At 66.7% G+C, this 14,864-nt stretch carries 20 protein-coding genes; 7 read left to right on the top strand and 13 right to left on the bottom strand.

The annotated features are described in order from the left end of the window. Position 1: 1 nt before the first annotated feature. The 5 genes from AC0B44_RS08585 to AC0B44_RS08605 all read right to left on the bottom strand — a co-directional run bounded on the left by AC0B44_RS08585 (position 2) and on the right by AC0B44_RS08605 (position 4,172). Entirely contained in the window at positions 2 to 949 is a 948-nt protein-coding gene (locus AC0B44_RS08585) for an AurF N-oxygenase family protein (RefSeq protein ID WP_471902465.1), read from the bottom strand. 113 nt (positions 950 to 1,062) lie between these two features. Further along, a complete protein-coding gene (locus tag AC0B44_RS08590; RefSeq protein WP_471902466.1) occupies positions 1,063 to 1,353 on the bottom strand; it encodes a DUF2516 family protein in 291 nt (96 codons plus the stop codon). An 87-nt stretch (positions 1,354 to 1,440) separates the two neighbouring features. Continuing rightward, the gene (locus AC0B44_RS08595; protein ID WP_471902467.1) at positions 1,441 to 2,319 is read right to left on the bottom strand and encodes a heparin-binding hemagglutinin; all 879 of its coding nucleotides are present in this window, start codon (positions 2,317 to 2,319) and stop codon (positions 1,441 to 1,443) included. A gap of 1 nt (position 2,320) precedes the next feature. Continuing rightward, on the bottom strand, positions 2,321 to 2,791 hold the full coding sequence (locus AC0B44_RS08600) for a helix-turn-helix domain-containing protein (RefSeq protein WP_471902535.1): 471 nt from the start codon (positions 2,789 to 2,791) through the stop codon (positions 2,321 to 2,323). A 127-nt stretch (positions 2,792 to 2,918) separates the two neighbouring features. Then, positions 2,919 to 4,172, bottom strand: coding sequence for a DUF445 domain-containing protein (locus AC0B44_RS08605; protein ID WP_471902468.1), 1,254 nt, complete (start codon positions 4,170 to 4,172; stop codon positions 2,919 to 2,921). Between the two features lie 113 nt (positions 4,173 to 4,285). Here AC0B44_RS08605 and AC0B44_RS08610 point away from each other — a divergent pair, with 113 nt between their 5' ends. The 3 genes from AC0B44_RS08610 (at position 4,286) to AC0B44_RS08620 (ending at position 6,296) form a co-directional block, all read left to right on the top strand. Further along, positions 4,286 to 5,014 carry a TetR/AcrR family transcriptional regulator gene (locus AC0B44_RS08610; RefSeq protein WP_471902469.1) on the top strand — a complete coding sequence of 243 codons (729 nt, stop codon included), beginning with the start codon at positions 4,286 to 4,288 and terminating at the stop codon, positions 5,012 to 5,014. Positions 5,015 to 5,081: 67 nt separating this feature from the next. Next, the gene (locus AC0B44_RS08615; protein ID WP_471902470.1) at positions 5,082 to 5,408 is read left to right on the top strand and encodes a DUF4873 domain-containing protein; all 327 of its coding nucleotides are present in this window, start codon (positions 5,082 to 5,084) and stop codon (positions 5,406 to 5,408) included. Positions 5,409 to 5,435: 27 nt separating this feature from the next. Beyond that, positions 5,436 to 6,296, top strand: coding sequence for a polyphosphate kinase 2 family protein (locus AC0B44_RS08620; RefSeq protein ID WP_471902471.1), 861 nt, complete (start codon positions 5,436 to 5,438; stop codon positions 6,294 to 6,296). 25 nt (positions 6,297 to 6,321) lie between these two features. Here the strand turns inward: AC0B44_RS08620 and AC0B44_RS08625 are convergent, their stop codons facing one another. Beyond that, positions 6,322 to 6,543, bottom strand: coding sequence for a hypothetical protein (locus AC0B44_RS08625; protein WP_471902472.1), 222 nt, complete (start codon positions 6,541 to 6,543; stop codon positions 6,322 to 6,324). A gap of 129 nt (positions 6,544 to 6,672) precedes the next feature. Between AC0B44_RS08625 and AC0B44_RS08630 the strand changes: the two genes are divergently transcribed. Next, the gene (locus tag AC0B44_RS08630) at positions 6,673 to 7,233 is read left to right on the top strand and encodes a DUF6328 family protein (protein ID WP_471902473.1); all 561 of its coding nucleotides are present in this window, start codon (positions 6,673 to 6,675) and stop codon (positions 7,231 to 7,233) included. Between the two features lie 3 nt (positions 7,234 to 7,236). Here the strand turns inward: AC0B44_RS08630 and AC0B44_RS08635 are convergent, their stop codons facing one another. From AC0B44_RS08635 to AC0B44_RS08645, 3 genes are all read right to left on the bottom strand, one after another. Further along, positions 7,237 to 7,791 carry a dihydrofolate reductase family protein gene (locus AC0B44_RS08635; RefSeq protein WP_471902474.1) on the bottom strand — a complete coding sequence of 185 codons (555 nt, stop codon included), beginning with the start codon at positions 7,789 to 7,791 and terminating at the stop codon, positions 7,237 to 7,239. Positions 7,792 to 7,813: 22 nt separating this feature from the next. Beyond that, the gene (locus tag AC0B44_RS08640; RefSeq protein WP_471902475.1) at positions 7,814 to 8,755 is read right to left on the bottom strand and encodes a helix-turn-helix domain-containing protein; all 942 of its coding nucleotides are present in this window, start codon (positions 8,753 to 8,755) and stop codon (positions 7,814 to 7,816) included. A gap of 74 nt (positions 8,756 to 8,829) precedes the next feature. After that, positions 8,830 to 9,687, bottom strand: a complete 858-nt coding sequence (locus tag AC0B44_RS08645) for an SDR family oxidoreductase (RefSeq protein WP_471902476.1) — start codon at positions 9,685 to 9,687, stop codon at positions 8,830 to 8,832. A gap of 75 nt (positions 9,688 to 9,762) precedes the next feature. On the opposite strand from AC0B44_RS08645, the gene AC0B44_RS08650 reads away from it, so the two are divergent. Beyond that, the gene (locus tag AC0B44_RS08650) at positions 9,763 to 10,803 is read left to right on the top strand and encodes an iron-containing redox enzyme family protein (protein ID WP_471902477.1); all 1,041 of its coding nucleotides are present in this window, start codon (positions 9,763 to 9,765) and stop codon (positions 10,801 to 10,803) included. 42 nt (positions 10,804 to 10,845) lie between these two features. On the opposite strand, the gene AC0B44_RS08655 is transcribed toward AC0B44_RS08650, so the two are convergent. From AC0B44_RS08655 to AC0B44_RS08665, 3 genes are all read right to left on the bottom strand, one after another. Beyond that, positions 10,846 to 11,016, bottom strand: coding sequence for a hypothetical protein (locus AC0B44_RS08655; RefSeq protein ID WP_471902478.1), 171 nt, complete (start codon positions 11,014 to 11,016; stop codon positions 10,846 to 10,848). A gap of 175 nt (positions 11,017 to 11,191) precedes the next feature. Further along, positions 11,192 to 11,806, bottom strand: a complete 615-nt coding sequence (locus AC0B44_RS08660; RefSeq protein ID WP_471902479.1) for a hypothetical protein — start codon at positions 11,804 to 11,806, stop codon at positions 11,192 to 11,194. Between the two features lie 21 nt (positions 11,807 to 11,827). Beyond that, positions 11,828 to 12,322, bottom strand: coding sequence for an NAD-dependent epimerase/dehydratase family protein (locus AC0B44_RS08665; RefSeq protein WP_471902536.1), 495 nt, complete (start codon positions 12,320 to 12,322; stop codon positions 11,828 to 11,830). A 126-nt stretch (positions 12,323 to 12,448) separates the two neighbouring features. On the opposite strand from AC0B44_RS08665, the gene AC0B44_RS08670 reads away from it, so the two are divergent. Both AC0B44_RS08670 and AC0B44_RS08675 read left to right on the top strand, forming a co-directional pair. Beyond that, positions 12,449 to 13,114 carry an IclR family transcriptional regulator gene (locus tag AC0B44_RS08670; RefSeq protein ID WP_471902480.1) on the top strand — a complete coding sequence of 222 codons (666 nt, stop codon included), beginning with the start codon at positions 12,449 to 12,451 and terminating at the stop codon, positions 13,112 to 13,114. Between the two features lie 144 nt (positions 13,115 to 13,258). Next, complete coding sequence (locus AC0B44_RS08675; RefSeq protein ID WP_471902481.1) at positions 13,259 to 14,014, top strand: IclR family transcriptional regulator; 756 nt, start codon at positions 13,259 to 13,261, stop codon at positions 14,012 to 14,014. A 25-nt stretch (positions 14,015 to 14,039) separates the two neighbouring features. Here the strand turns inward: AC0B44_RS08675 and AC0B44_RS08680 are convergent, their stop codons facing one another. Beyond that, positions 14,040 to 14,828, bottom strand: a complete 789-nt coding sequence (locus tag AC0B44_RS08680; RefSeq protein ID WP_471902482.1) for an SDR family NAD(P)-dependent oxidoreductase — start codon at positions 14,826 to 14,828, stop codon at positions 14,040 to 14,042. Positions 14,829 to 14,864: the final 36 nt, after the last annotated feature.

Raw genomic sequence — 14,864 nt, forward strand, 5'->3', positions numbered from 1 at the left:
GTCAGAGGACGTGGGCTTTGCGGAGCAGCAGCGCCGACGGCCCGCCGATCAGACCCACCTCTTCGAGGAATTCGATCGTGCGCCGCGACCCGAGCCGCAGCCTGTCGTGGTAGTGCACGTTCGCTCGTGCAGCGGCTTTCGCCTCGGCGACATCGAGCCCGGCAGCGGCGTAAACCCGGTCGTTGACGAGGCTGGTGACGATGAAGTACGCGCTCAACCCCAGGTGGAGACGGACCCACGCGCGCTGCATTCGGCTTGCATTACCGGCTCTGCGCCGCGTCTCCTCGCGGGCATAACGGATGTGCCGTGACTCTTCGACGACATGGATGTGGCTGACGGTGCGGGTGAGCGGCTGGACCCGTTCGTCCCGCATGAAGTCGCGTTGCATCATGTCGAGGATTTCTTCGGCGAACAGGGTGCCGCCGTACGCGAGGGCACCGTTTGCCACTGCTTTGAAGATGCGGCCGGTTTCCCGGATCCAGCGCTTGGGCCGGTACGAGGGCACACCGAATCGTTGCGCCGACCGCGCGAACATCACGGAGTGCCGGCATTCGTCGGCGATCTCGGTGAGCCCGAACTGGACGTACGGCGTGGACGGATCGCGGCGGTAGAGGTCGCGCACGAGCATCTGCATGAGGATCATCTCGAACCAGATGCCCGTACCCGCGATACTCGCTGCTTCGTGGTTGGTGAGGGTGATGCGCTGTTCCTCGGTCATGCGTTCCCACAGGTCGGTGCCGTAGAGGCTGCACCATTCGGGGGTCATGCCGTATCTGCCCTCGACCATGGGAGCGTCCCAGTCGATCTCGAACGCCGGATCGTAGGACAGGCGCGCGGACGACTCGAGAAGCCGCTGCGCGGTCTCCTGTCGTTCGACGTCCTGGTCACGATCGCTCGTCGCGGCACCGGCGTGAACGTCGTGTGCTCGGGTCGTGCGGGTGAGAGTCATGGCCGACCGCCTCGTCTCGAAGATTTACCCGTTACTCGAAGTGTCATTATCTAAATCACACTTGTCAAGGCACGAGCGTTCCCGCGGCGATCGGGACGAGGCAGCGCCGCGGGCTACCAGCGGCGTCGCTGAACCTCTTCGACGCGCGGCCGCACGTCCACGAGGTACACGCACACCGCCACCACCGCGATGATGCCGAGTAGTCCGACAGCGCCGAACAGGATCAGCACCAGCAGCGCAGCGATCAGGATGCCGAGCCACACGGGCTTGGTGAGCTTGTCGACTGCGGGAAACGCCTCGGAGGGCTGGCGAACGGCATGGAAAAGCGCAAACCCGGCTCCCGCGATCGCGATGACCTGCAGCACGAGGATGATCAAACCGGCGAGAGAATCGACATTCGTCACTCCCCCAGTCTACGAGAACCGGCTCCCGCGCCAAGTGGCGCGGGAGCCGGTCGATGATGCCTGTGCCCGGGAGTGCCGGGCGATGACTCACGAGCCGCTGGACTTGCGGGGTGCGGCCTTCTTGGCGGGTGCCTTCGCGGCCGGACGAGCCGGAGCCTTGGCAGCAGCCTGGGCCGGGGTCTTCGCGGCCGGCTTGGCCGGAGTCTTCTTCGCCGGCGTCTTGGTGACCGGTGCAGGCTGGGGCTTCACCGCTGCCTCTACCGACTCGGTGACCTCATCGGCCGACTTGCCCACATCCGTCTTGGCGGCGTCCACGCGGTTCGCGGCCTCGGAACCGGCCTCGCGAGCCTGGTCGCCGAGCTCGAGCACCCGCAGAGCGGCTTCGTCACCCGCGTCGGAGATCGCCTCGCCCACGCCCTCACCGGTCTCGGAGATCCGGCCTGCGGCGCGGCCCGCGAGTTTTGCGGCCTGCTCGCCGACGGCGCGCGTCTGCCGGGCCACGGTTCCCAGCGTTTCTTCGGTGAGCTCGACGGCCTCACCGAATGCCGCTTCGGCCCTACCGAGTCCTTCTTCGACGGCGGGCTGCTTGCGAAGACGCTCGATGGTCTGCTCGCCACGCTCCGCGAGCGCGGTGTACAGGTCGGATGCGACCTTCAGGTACGCCTCGGCCACACTGCGCAACTCGTCGGCGGTGAAACGCTCCCGCAACTCTGCGATGTCCTCGGGGAGCTCGGACGGCAGACCCGCGAGGCGCTCCCGGAGAGACTCGACGGTCTCGGTCAGGTCGGTGGGGAGGGTGGTGAGCTTCCCGCGGGCGGTCTCGACATGGTCGTTCACATCGACCTGCGCGTTCTCGGCGCGCTCGCGAACCTGCGCGACCACGTCGGCCACCGCGTGCACGACGGCATCGCCTGCGCCGACGGCTGCGAAGAGTGACGTACGGATTGCTGCATTCGGATCGGTCATATCAGTTCTCCTCGTCGAAGTCTGTCTGGTGCCGGATGTCGCTCCCGGCGTCTGATGCCGACTCGGTGAGAGCCGCCTGGTTCTCACGGCAGAACGAGTCGTAGATGTCGAACAGAACCTGTCTCTGCCGCTCGGTCAGTACGGGATCTCCGAGCAGCGCATCCCGAAAGGCGCTCTGCGGCCGGTCTTCGAGAATCCCCGCCTGTACATAGAGCACTTCCGCCGACAACCGGAGTCCTTTAGCAATTTGCGCAAGCACTTCGGCAGAAGGTTTGCGCAAGCCACGCTCGATCTGACTCAGGTACGGGTTGCTGACGCCGGCGAGCTTCGACAACTGCCGAAGCGAGACCTGCGCCCCTTCTCGCTGCGCCCGAATGAAGCTTCCGATGTCCTGCGCAGCAGAATTCACCACGCGAGCCGCGATCTCTCCCGGTCCGCCGTTGCCACCGGCATCGTTGTCGGTGCCGGGCAGGTCGTTCGGGTCCTCGGTGCTTCCGGGACCCGACGCGGGATCGTCTCGACCTTGATCGATGGGCACGACCCTCACGCTACGCACGGGTGCTAGCTATAGCAAGCACTCTGCTAGCATGTGATCGGCGTCACGCGAACAGGAGCTCCGAAATGGTGTAGATGGCCAGGCCCGCGAGGGACCCGACTACGGTGCCGTTGATCCGGATGAACTGCAGGTCCCGGCCCACCGCGAGTTCGATCTTGCGGCTCGCTTCCTCCGCGTCCCACCGTTCGACGGTCTCCCGGATCACCGACGTGATCTCGTCGGCATAGTTCGAGGCGATGAAGCGCACCGCGTCGAGCAACCAGCCGTCGACCTTCGCTCGCAGTTCGTTGTCCTCGCGCAACCGCACGCCGAGGGCCATGACGTTCTCGGCCACCTTCGTGCGCAACGTGCTGTTCGGATCGTCGACGGAATCGAGAATCATCCGCTTGGCCGTGCGCCACGTTGCACCCGCGAGTTGCGTCACCTCGTCGCGGCCCATGATCTCGGCCTTGACCTTTTCGGCCTTCGCGATCGTCACCGGATCGCTCTGCAGATCGCGCGCATAGTCGGCGAGGAACTTGTTGACCGCGAGCCGCACCTCGTGGTCCGGGTTGGACCGGATCTTCCAGGTGAACTCGACGAGTTCGCGGTGGATCCTCTCTCCCAGCAGGAGATCGACGAACTTCGGCGACCACGACGGCGAGTCCCGGGTGATGACCCTGTCGATCGTCTCCTGACTACCCAAGGCCCACTGGTGGGCCCGTTCGGCCAGCATGTCGACCAACGGCAGGTGGCGGTTCTCGTCGATCAGTTCGGAGAGCACACGACCGAGCGGCGGCCCCCATTCGGGTTCCGCGATCCGCTTGACGATCGTGTTGTCGATGATCTGCTGGATGTCGTCCTCACGGAGGACACCGACGACTCCGCGCAACACCGTCGACGTCTCCTTGGCGACGCGTTCCGCATGTGCCGGTTCGGCCATCCACGTCCCGACGCGCAGCGGGATCTCGGCGGATTCGACCTTCGTCGAGACGACTTCGGGCGCCAGGAAATTGGTTCCGACGAACGAACTCAGACTCGAACCGAGCTGATCCTTCTTCTTCTTGATGATCGCGGTGTGCGGCACCGGAATGCCCAGGGGATGCCGGAACAGAGCGGTCACGGCGAACCAGTCCGCGAGGGCGCCGACCATGCCGGCTTCCGAGGCCGCGCGTACGTAACCCACCCAGGGACCCGCTCCGCGCGTCTCCTGCCACCTACAGAACAGGTAGATGACGGCGGCCACGATCAGGAAGCCGGTTGCGACCGCCTTCATCCGGCGGAGGTCGCGGCGTTTGACGTCATCCTCGATATTCATGAACTGCACCCCTCGATTGTGCCCAAGTTCCCGGTTGCGGGCGCGGAAGCGCGGCGCATGCCCGGTACGCACGAAGCTGCCACCGTAGACTGAGCCGACGATCGACCGAACGGATGTGCCGCCCAGTGTCAAGCAAGCTGCCCCAGACGCCTTCGCCCTCACGCACCCCCGAGGACCTGCCGACGAAGCAGGACGGCCGGAAACGCCGCTGGCACGAACACAAGATCGCCCGGCGCGAGGAACTCGTGGACGGCACGATCAACGCGATCCGTGCGCGCGGGCACGACATCGGCATGGACGAGATCGCGACCGAGATCGGCGTCTCCAAAACCGTGCTGTACCGGTACTTCACCGACAAGAACGACCTCACCAGCGCAACGATGATGCGCTACGTCGAGACGATTCTCGCCCCGCGGATCTACGCCGCGGTCGCGGAGGACCTCGACGAGTACGCACTCACCCGCGTCGCCATCTCGGCCTATGTCGAGACGGTCGGTACGGACCCGGAAGTGTATCTGTACGTGATGTCCAACAGCTCGTCGGCGAGCCGGGACGTGGTCGCCGATTCCGAACGGATGATCGCGGAGCTTGTGGCAACCGTTCTGGGCGAACGGCTCCGGCTGCTGGAGATGGATTCGGGCGGGTCGGTGCCCTGGGCGTACGGCATCGTCGGTTCGATCCAGCTCGCGACCCACTGGTGGATCTCGAACAAGTCCATGACTGCCGAGGACCTCATCGACTACCTCACGATGATGGTGTGGGGCGGAATCACGGGGATCGCGGCGGTCGCCGGGTCTCCCAAACGATTCAAATCCCAGCCGCATCCACTGCTGCCCGAGTAACCGCGGGACGATCCGGCGACGCTCCCGGATCTTTACTGTTACGCTGGGTTGCACGTATAGTCCGGGTATGCCCGAGCCCGAAGCCGACCACCCCGCCCACGACGCGGGCTATCGCGGCCCCGCCGACATCACCGTGAACGACGAGCACGCAACGGTCGATGTCCAGCTGTCCGGGCGGTTCGATCCGCTGCGCGGCCGCCATGTGTGGCGCGGGCGATTGCGCAACCTCGCAGATTCGCTAACCGGCGTGGACCTCCGCCCCGGCACCGAGGTGACCATCACCGTGCCCGGCGCGGAAGAACCGGCCCTAGCTCGCATCAGCGAAACGGACCTGTGGGGAAGCTATATGGTCGACGGGATCTCCCGGCCTCCCTACGGAGAGCATCCCGCCTGATCGTCGTCGCTGTGGCACGCTCGTGCCATGGGAACGAAAAACGAAGCGCCCTGGCACACTCCGGTTGTCGAGGCACTGCGGGCAGGCCCGGGCACCCGGGTCGCGGACCTCGACACCAACGGGACACTCGGCTTCGACGGCGACAAGGCCGTCGGGGAACGTCAGCTCGAGGAACGCGGCGCCGTCCTGTCCGACCTGCAGGGAAAACTGTTCGCCAACGGCAGGAGCGGGGACACCCGATCGGTGTTGCTGATCCTGCAAGGCATGGACACCGCCGGCAAGGGCGGCATGGTGCGCCACGTGATCGGTCACGTCGATCCCCAGGGAGTCGACCACAAGGCGTTCGGAGTCCCCACCGCCGAAGAGAAACGCCACCACTTCCTGTGGCGCGTCATCAAGGCCCTCCCCCGCGCCGGTCAGCTCGGCGTCTTCGACCGGTCCCATTACGAAGACGTGCTCGTCGCGCGCGTCCGCTCGCTCGTCCCCGAGAACGTCTGGCGCAGGCGGTACGACGAGATCAACCAGTTCGAAAGCGAAATCACCGCGGCGGGAACCACCGTCGTGAAGGTCGCGTTGTTCGTCTCGCTCGACGAGCAGAAGAAGCGGCTCTCGGAACGGCTCGAGCGCCGCGACAAGTACTGGAAGTACGACCCGTCGGACGTCTCCGAGCGTGCGCTGTGGCCGCAGTACCAGGACGCCTACCAGGACATGCTCGACAAGACGAACACCGAGGATGCGCCGTGGTACGTCATTCCCTGCGACCGCAAGTGGTACAGCCGCATCGCGGTCACCGAGTTGCTCATCGACGCCTTCGAAAAACTCGACCTGGACTGGCCCGACCCGACCTTCGACATCGAGGTGGAGAAACGACGACTCGCGGAAGCCTGAGCGGCTCCCGCGAGTTGCCGACCCGTCAGAAGATGTGCGGTGTGTCGAGATGCTTCCGATGGTCCCGGCGTATGGTTCCGGCGACCATTCCTACAGCCAGAGCCAGTGCCACGACCACGGCGACGGCGCTGGCGAGGGCTCCGGCTTCATGGCCGCTCCCGGCCGCGAACAGCGCCAGGGCGATCATCAGAACCGCGATCAGCACCAATCCGTATCCGACCCACGCGACAAAAAGGTTGAGCTTCACGGCCGTTCTCCTTCCCAGCGAGGGACGTCTTCCGTTGCCGCCGACGGTACCCGTGGGTGAGCCGGGTCACAAGGTGGCACCATACGGATGTATGTATTGCCTGCGTCCGGCCTTGCTCCGGGTCATGCCGTGAGCACCCCGGGCGACCCCGGTCGTGGCTCTTCAGGCTCCGGTGAGAATCCCGAGGCCGCCACGTCGGGCGGCTGGGGTGGTCGCCACGAGACACCGCTCGAAGGACTGGACCGGAACTGGTCGAGCCTGCTCCGGGAACTCCGGGTCGTGCAGACAGGCGTTCAGGTCCTGACCGGTTTCCTCCTCACACTCCCGTTCCAGGAACGATTCGAGGAGTTGTCCACCTACCAGCACGGCGTGTACCTGGTGACGTTGCTCAGCTCGGTTTGCGCGACCATCTTTCTCGTTGCGCCCGTCGTCATGCATCGCCTCCTCTTCCGGCGTGGACAACTCCCACGCCTCGTCGCGACCGGACACCGATTCACACTCGCCGGCATCGTCTTCCTGGGCATCGCCCTCATCGGCGCGGTGGTCCTGGTGGTCGGGATCATGCTCGGTGACACCGTCGCACTCGTCGTCGGAGCGTCGACCACACTGCTGTTCGCCCTCGCGTGGGGGCTGTACCCGTGGTGGTTCCGGATCCACTCCCGGGCTCACAGCCCCCTCGACAGTTCCTGACCGTCAATGCTCGCCGGGCAACACGTCGTAGCGCAGGACGGCGAACTCTCCGTTGCGATCGACATCCCGCAAACGCATCTCGACGTGCCGGGGCAGCAACGGTTTTCCCGCCCCGATCGTCACCGGCGCGAAAGACACGATCACCTCGTGCAGAAGACCGTGTTCGGCGAACTCGCCGGCGAGTCCGCCACCACCGACCATCCACAGGTCCCGCCCCTCCGCCGCCTCGGCCATCTCGGCGAACACCTCGCGCACGTCGTTCTGTGTGAAACGGATGTCGCCCGGCCCGTTCGGCCCGCTCGCCGCCGGAAGGTCGTCGCGATGGGTGAAGACCCAGCACGGAATGTCGTACTCCCACTTGTCGATTCCCTCATGGTCCAGCACCCAGCGGTATGTGGACGCTCCCATCGCCATCGCCCCGATGCCGCGGATGAACTCCCCGTATCCGGCCGGGCCGTCGTTGTCGATCTCCCGGGTGAGAAGCCAGTCGAGCGACTCGTCGGGTGTCGCGAGGAAACCGTCGAGTGTGCTGGCGGTGAAATAGGTCATGCGGGTCATCGGGCAGTCCTTTCGGGTGTGGTTACGGGCGAAGAGGGATCGGCCATTCGAGAGGATCCCCGTGGTCGACGGTGCGGCCGGCAGCCCGGAGCATGTGCCGTACGAGTTGCCGTCGATGCGCCGAAAATGTGAGGACATGGGAGATCACGCCGCCGAGTACGAAGCTCTCCGGGGGATCGCACAGCGCGTCGATCACCCGGTCTCCCCAGGCGCCGCGCCGATCGATGTCGCGGACGGCGTCGGCCCATCGCGGAGCGACCTCGTCGAACCGGGTCATCAGTGCCTCCCGGTCGTGCCCACCTCGAGTCGGCTGATCCGCTCCCGCCATCGACGACAGCCAGATCTCCTTGGTCCACACCAGATTCGCGAGAACCTGGGCGATCGATTCCTCCGGGCCGTCCCATTCGAGCACCACGAGTCCGGGAAACCTGATGCACTCGTACTCCACCTCGTCGAGGTCCTGGACGAGGTGGAGTAGAGCGCGCGTGTCGTCGAGGTCGTGATGCACGAGGCGGGCGACGACCTCCGACGCGGACTGTCCTCCGGGAGCGGTGGCTTTCCCGTCTTCGACCCAGAGGTTCATGGGCGGATGGAAGTGCACTCCGTTGGGCGCCGGCAGCCAGTGTGTCCGGCGGTTCCATTCCTGTTCGGTGCGCGCGGTTGCACCGGGCGGATATCCGTAGGCCCGCGAGAACGCGCGGCCGAAGCCTTCGACGCTGTTGTAGCCGGCGTCGAAGGCCGCATCCGTGACTCTCGTACCGTTGCTCAGTTGCCATGCAGCACGTTCGAGCATCACTCTCCGACGCAACGCGACCGGGGGTTCACCTGTGCCGAGGCCGAACTGGCGGGTGAAGTGCCAGGGCGACGCGTACGCGCCCTGCGCCATCTGTTCGAGGTCGGCGTTGTTCTCGTCGAGCACCGCATCGAGGAGTTCCCGCAACCGATCGCGCCGGGGTGTGGACATGGACCAATGATGACGTCCACCCCGCGGTACCGCTCGACCGTTCTTGCCCTGTTTCAGCCCGGCCCGGTTTCAACTCAGCCGGGCAGCGTTTCTCCACCGATCGGGGCGAGCACTTCTCCGCTGTAGTACGAGGACATCGTCTCCGACGCGAAGAACACGTAGGAGGGCGCGATCTCGTCCGGCTGCGCCGCCCGGCCGTACGGAGCCTGCTGACCGAACTCGGACACCTTTTCCGCGTCCATCGTTGCGGGGATGAGCGGTGTCCACACCGGTCCCGGAGCCACACAATTGACGCGGATCTCCCTGTCCCTGAGCGCCTGCGCCAGGGAATACGTCAGGGCGATGACGGCGCCCTTGGTGGCCGAGTAGTCGATGAGCGTCTTGTTGCCACGCAACCCGTTGATCGACGCCGTGTTGATGACAGCGGCACCTCGGGGCAGGTGGGGAAGCGCCGCCTTGGTGACGTGGAAGAAGCTGTCGATATTCACGGCGAAGGTCCGTCGCCACTGCTCGTCGTCGAGATCCGCGAAGTCGTCGACCGGTTGCTGGGTCCCGACGTTGTTGACCACGATATCCAGGCCACCCATCGCGGCTGCCGCCTCGGCGACCACCGTCCGGCAGTGTTCGGGTTCCGCGAGATCACCGGGGTACAGGTGGCACGCGCGCCCCTCGGCCTCCACGAGGGAAGCGGTGTGCTCGGCGTCCTGTTGCTCGTCGAGGTACGCGATCGCCACGTCCGCACCCTCCTTGGCGAATGCCACCGCAACCGCCCTGCCGATGCCCGAGTCACCGCCGGTGATCAAGGCCTTGCGGCCGGCGAGCAACTCTCTGCCGCGGTAGTCGCGCATCTCGTCGCGGGGACGCTCGGCCATGTCTGCCGTATCGCCCGGATACTCGATGGTGTGGGGTTTCCGTTCCTTGTCATCGCTCATAGTCGGGCGATTACCCCGTGGGCGGGCACCACATTCCCCCGTTTCTCGCGGGTCCTCCGGGGGTAACCGTGGGTCATGTCTGACGCTATTCGGCCCTGCGACTTGTCCGCCTCCGCACTCCCGACTCCGCGGGGGCCGATTTCCGCTGCCGTCGTCGAACGGCTTTCCGGGCCCGCCGACCCGGCTCCCTGGCAGATCTCGGTCGGGGACGCCGATCCGTACGGCGACGATGTTCAGCTCGCTTTGACGGTGTTGTACGAATTGCACTACCGCGGCTTCGACGGCGTCGACGCGTCCTGGGAGTGGATGGCCGGCCCCTTGGGAGTGCGCGCCGAACTCGAGCGCGTCTTCCTCGCCCGGCTGCGCGCCGACGTCCCGGTCACCGACGACACCGACGCGACGTTCGACGCGCTCTGCCGCGAGCCCGAGGACGCATGGGGTGTATCGCACGAGTTGGCCGAGCGTGGAACGTGGGCACAGATCCGTGAGTTCTTCGTGCATCGGTCCATCTACCACCTCAAGGAGGCCGACCCGCACGCCTTCGCCATCCCCCGCCTGCGCGGACGCGCGAAGGCGGCACTGGTCGCGGTGGAGTTCGACGAGTACGGCGGCGGTCGCGCGGACAAGATGCATTCCCGCCTGTACGCCGACCTGCTGAAGGCGGCCGATCTCGACGACGCGTACCTCGGCTACCTCGACGTCGTTCCGGCCGTCACGCTTGCGACCGTCAACTTCATGTCCCTGTGCGGACTGCACCGCGCGCACCTGCCGATGCTGGTGGGGATGTTCACGGCCGCGGAGATCACCACCGCTCCGAGCGCTCGGAGAATGGCCACGGCACTCGAGCGTCTCGGCGCCGACCCCGCATGCATCCTGTTCTACACGGAGCACATCGAGGCGGACGCCGTCCACGAACTGGTGCTGCGGCACGACGTCGTGGGCGACATGATCGCCGCGGACCCGAAGTGCGCTTCCGACATCGTGTTCGGTGCGGAGGCTGCGGAGTTCCTCGAGGGACGTCTGGCACAGCACCTGCTGAACAACTGGTCCGCAGGTACCACCTCGCTGCTCGCATCCCTCGACGAGAACGCTCCGGTGGACCAGCCTGTGGGCTGATGTCCACCGGAGCGACGGGACGAGCGCGACCGGCGAGCCGGGTCAGTCGAGGACGCCCGGCTCGTGGGTCGGGGTTCCCCCCGAGCCGGTCAGCCGGCGGTGGCGGAAGTTGATCGTGATCAGGGCAACTCCGGTCGACAGGAGCGCTGCGGCGATCACGACCGCAACCACCGTCCAGCCGGCGAACCCGTCTCCGGCAGCGAAGAGCGCCATAGCAACGACAGCAATGCTTGCAAGAACGCACGCGTAGCCGATCCAACCTGCTACCCGGGAGCCCGTGGTCGGTCGCTCGTGCCTCGATGTGTTGGTCATAGTGGTTTGTACCCTTTCGGACGGACCGACAAAACCCGGGCGATCGGAATCGCCCTCCACTGCAGCGTGATCCGGATCATGGAGGGATTCGGGCTCCGATCGCACCCCTGGAGATCAGGACCGAGAGGAGTTGGCGGGCTGTGCGAGCCCGCAGCACCGGGCTGTCGGTCCCGGCACCTTCACGCATTCCGGCAATCGTGTCGGCCCACACCGCCGGCCCGGTGTGCCTCGGCGTCCAGCCCAGAAGCTCGGCGGCCCGGTCGCATCGCAGCATGGGAGTGGCATATGCAAGATCGATCCATCCGCCCTGCACCGGCTGAAGCCGAGCGCGCCACGCGGCGTCGGCCATAGTAGAGAGCAGACGCGCGGGAACGTGCACTGTCGCGCAGCCGAACGGCGCAGCGAAGTCATCGGCACAGATGGGGACCGGCGAGGCAAGATTGACCGCGCCCTCGGCACGCAGTTCGAGCGCCGATTCGATTGCCGCAGCCACATCGTCGGCGTGTACGGCAGGAACCGTGAGCCTCCGGTCGATCGGGAACAGCGGAATGTGCCGGGTGATCGCCGTGGGCACTGCGTCGGGAAGTACATAACGCGCAAGCCCCGAGCCGTCTGCGTATTGGCCGATGAATCCGGGTCGCACTCGCAGCAGCGCAGGTGCGCCCGGGGCGCGGGACAACTCGTCGAGCAACAGTTCGGCGGCTACCTTGTCCTAACTGTATGTACTGCCGGAAATGCCGGTCCGGGGCCATGTTTCGTCGACCGGTGTGCCATACGATCCCGGTGCGTACGCGGCTCCGGAGGACATGTGCACGACATGCGGCACGCCGGCGTCCGCGGCCGCTGTGTACACGGCACGGGTTCCGCCGATCGCGGTGCGCCGCAGATACTCCCGTTTGTGCGAGGGCTGGAACCCCCAGGCGAGGTGAACAACGGAATCGGCGCCGGACATCGTTCTCCGCAATACCGTGTCCGACCCGGGGGCGGCGAGATCGATTCGGCACCATCGCGCATACGAATAGGGGCCGGGGGGGGGGGGGGGGGGGGGGGGGGGCGCCCCCCCCCGGCGGGGGGGGGGGGGGGGGGGGGGGGGGGGGCGGGGGGGGGGGGGGGGGGGGGGGGCGCCCCCCCCCCCCCCCCCCCCCCCCCCCCCCCCCCCCCCCCCCCCCCCCACCCCCCCCCCCCCCCCCCCCCCCCCCCCCCCCACACCCCCCCCCCCCCCCCCCCCCCCCCCCCCCCCCCCGCTTCTTGCATTCTGGCGTTCTCGCGTTAGAGTTCGAACGATTGATTGATCGAACGATCAATGCTCGAAAACTACTTCGAGGAGGACGCCGTGTCCGGCGTATCCGAAAGCCCCCAGTCCGTGCTGGGACGAGTCACCCTTCTGCTCGAGCCGTTTCGCACCGCGGAAGGGCTCACGCTCACCGAGTTGGCCCAGCGCACCGGGTTCCCGCGCTCGTCGACCCACCGGATGCTGCTCCAGCTCGTCAAGGTGGGGTGGATCAGCCGTTCCGGCACCACCTACCGGCTCGGCCCCAAGATGATCGAACTCGGGGCCCTGGCCCGGATTCACGACCGGATCCACAGGGCCGCCCTGCCGACGTTGTACGACTTGCAGACCGAGACGGGGCTCGTCGTTCACCTCGCCGTTCTGGACGGCGAGGATCTGCTCTACCTCGAGAAGATCGGCGGTCGCTGGACGTCGGAAACACCTTCCCACGTGGGCGAGCGCCGCCCCGCCCACACGACGGCAGCCGGGATCGCGATGCTGCACCGCCGCGACGGCTCCTACGCGCCCGCGACGGAGGCGGACGCCTTTCTCGTGTCCGGGGGTGTGGTCCGGGGCGGCAATCCCGTCAGGTCCGTGGCGGCGGCATTCGAGGCGGGGAACGGGGACATCGGGGCGATCGCGCTGACAGGACCCCAGGGCCGGCTTCCCGAAGGAGTCGGCCGTCTCGTCCGCCATGCCGCAGACGCGGTGTCGGCCCGGCTCGCGTGACCAGCGGCGGGCACAGCGAACAACCGGAACACTCTTCTTCCCGTGAAGGCCCCGCACTGCTACAGTCACGTAAACATTGATTGATCGACCGATCAACAAGGCTCCTCGGTGAGCAATCCCCGGTCGATCCAAGATGGAGGCCTCGTGAGGAACCGTGACGACTCTCCCGCGGCTGTCGTCGACCGTGTCGCCGGTCTACTCGACGCGTTCCGACACAGCGACAAGCTCACCCTTTCCGAGTTGTCCTCACGGACAGGGCTTCCCAGGTCCTCCACGCATCGGCTGCTCACGCAGCTGATGGCATTCGGCTGGATCCGAAGGGAAGGTCACTCGTATACGCTGGGCCGCACCATCTTCGAGTGGGGCGCCCTGGCCCAGCACCACGACGGATTGCATCGGGCCGCCCATCCTGTTCTCCAGGAACTGCATTCCGTCACCGGCCTCGTCGTCCACCTGGCCGTTCTGGACGGCAACGAGGTGCGATACCTCGACAAGGTCGGTCGCGAACCGGTTCCCATCCCCTCCCGCATCGGCGGACGCCAACCTGCTCTGCGCACCGCGCTGGGCAAAGCCCTCATCGCCCACACACGGTTCGACCCCGCCGGAACCCCGACACCTGGACTCGGCGATGCTCCGACGGGAGTCGATGCCGCCCGACTGCGCAACGAGATCGCCTGCATCCGGGAGCGGCACGTGGCACACGAACGCGGAGAGTCGATTCCCGGCATCGCCTGTGTCGCAGCACCGATCGGCGACGGCCGCACCTACGTCGGCGCATTGTCCGTCACCGGCGCGGCCGACAAGGTCGATGCCGTCCACCTCGCGACTCCGGTCCGCGTGGCGGCGCGCACCATCTGGCGCAGCGTCTCCCGTAATTCTCCGCAGCGACGGGTGGGATGACACCGCCGCCGAATGGTGCGCGCCGTCATCGAACCAGCGCTTGGCCTCCGTCGACCGGCATCGTGTGACCGGTGATGTACCGCGCGGCGTCGCTGCACAGGAACACCACCGCGGGGCCGATATCGGTTTCCGGGCCGCCGAGCCTGCCGAGGGGCACGGTGTCCAGATACCCGGCGGCGGCGTCTGGATCGGCGCGGGCCCACTCCTGCATCGGCTTCGAATCAGCGAGGGGCAGAATAGCGTTGACGCGGATTCCGTCCCCTGCCCATTCACACGCTGCGGTACGGGTCAGGACGCGGATCGCCTCCTTGGCGGCGGCATAGCCACCAGTGCCAGACGGGTTCCACCGGATGCCCGCGGCGGACCCCAGATTGACGATGGCCCCGTGGCCACGCAGATACGGATGGCACACGCGCATGAGTCGCCACGTCGCGGTCGGCCCCGACTCCAAAGCTTCACGGTAGGTCGCTTCGTCGAGTTCGAGCAGCGATCCGGGCGCGGCCGTCTGCGCATTGTTGACGAGCACGGTGATTGCGCCGAACTGTTCGGCGACGGCGGGAACGAGACGCTCCACCGCAACAGGATCCGTCACATCGCATACGTAGGGACGCGCGACGCCACCGCGCCGGGTGATCTCGTCGGCGACCGCCTGGATCGGGCCGGCCGAACGGCCCACCACGGCAACATGCGCACCGGCCGCCGCGAGGGCGAGAGCGATACCTCGGCCGATCCCCTGGCCGGCGCCCGTGACAATTGCGGTGCCGCCTTCCAGCGTGGAGTTCGGGACCGGCACGCCCATGAGCGAGGTGTTCATACATACTCCTGGTGCGTGGGGATGAGAGCGAGTCCA

Source organism: Rhodococcus sp. NPDC019050 (assembly GCF_055664235.1).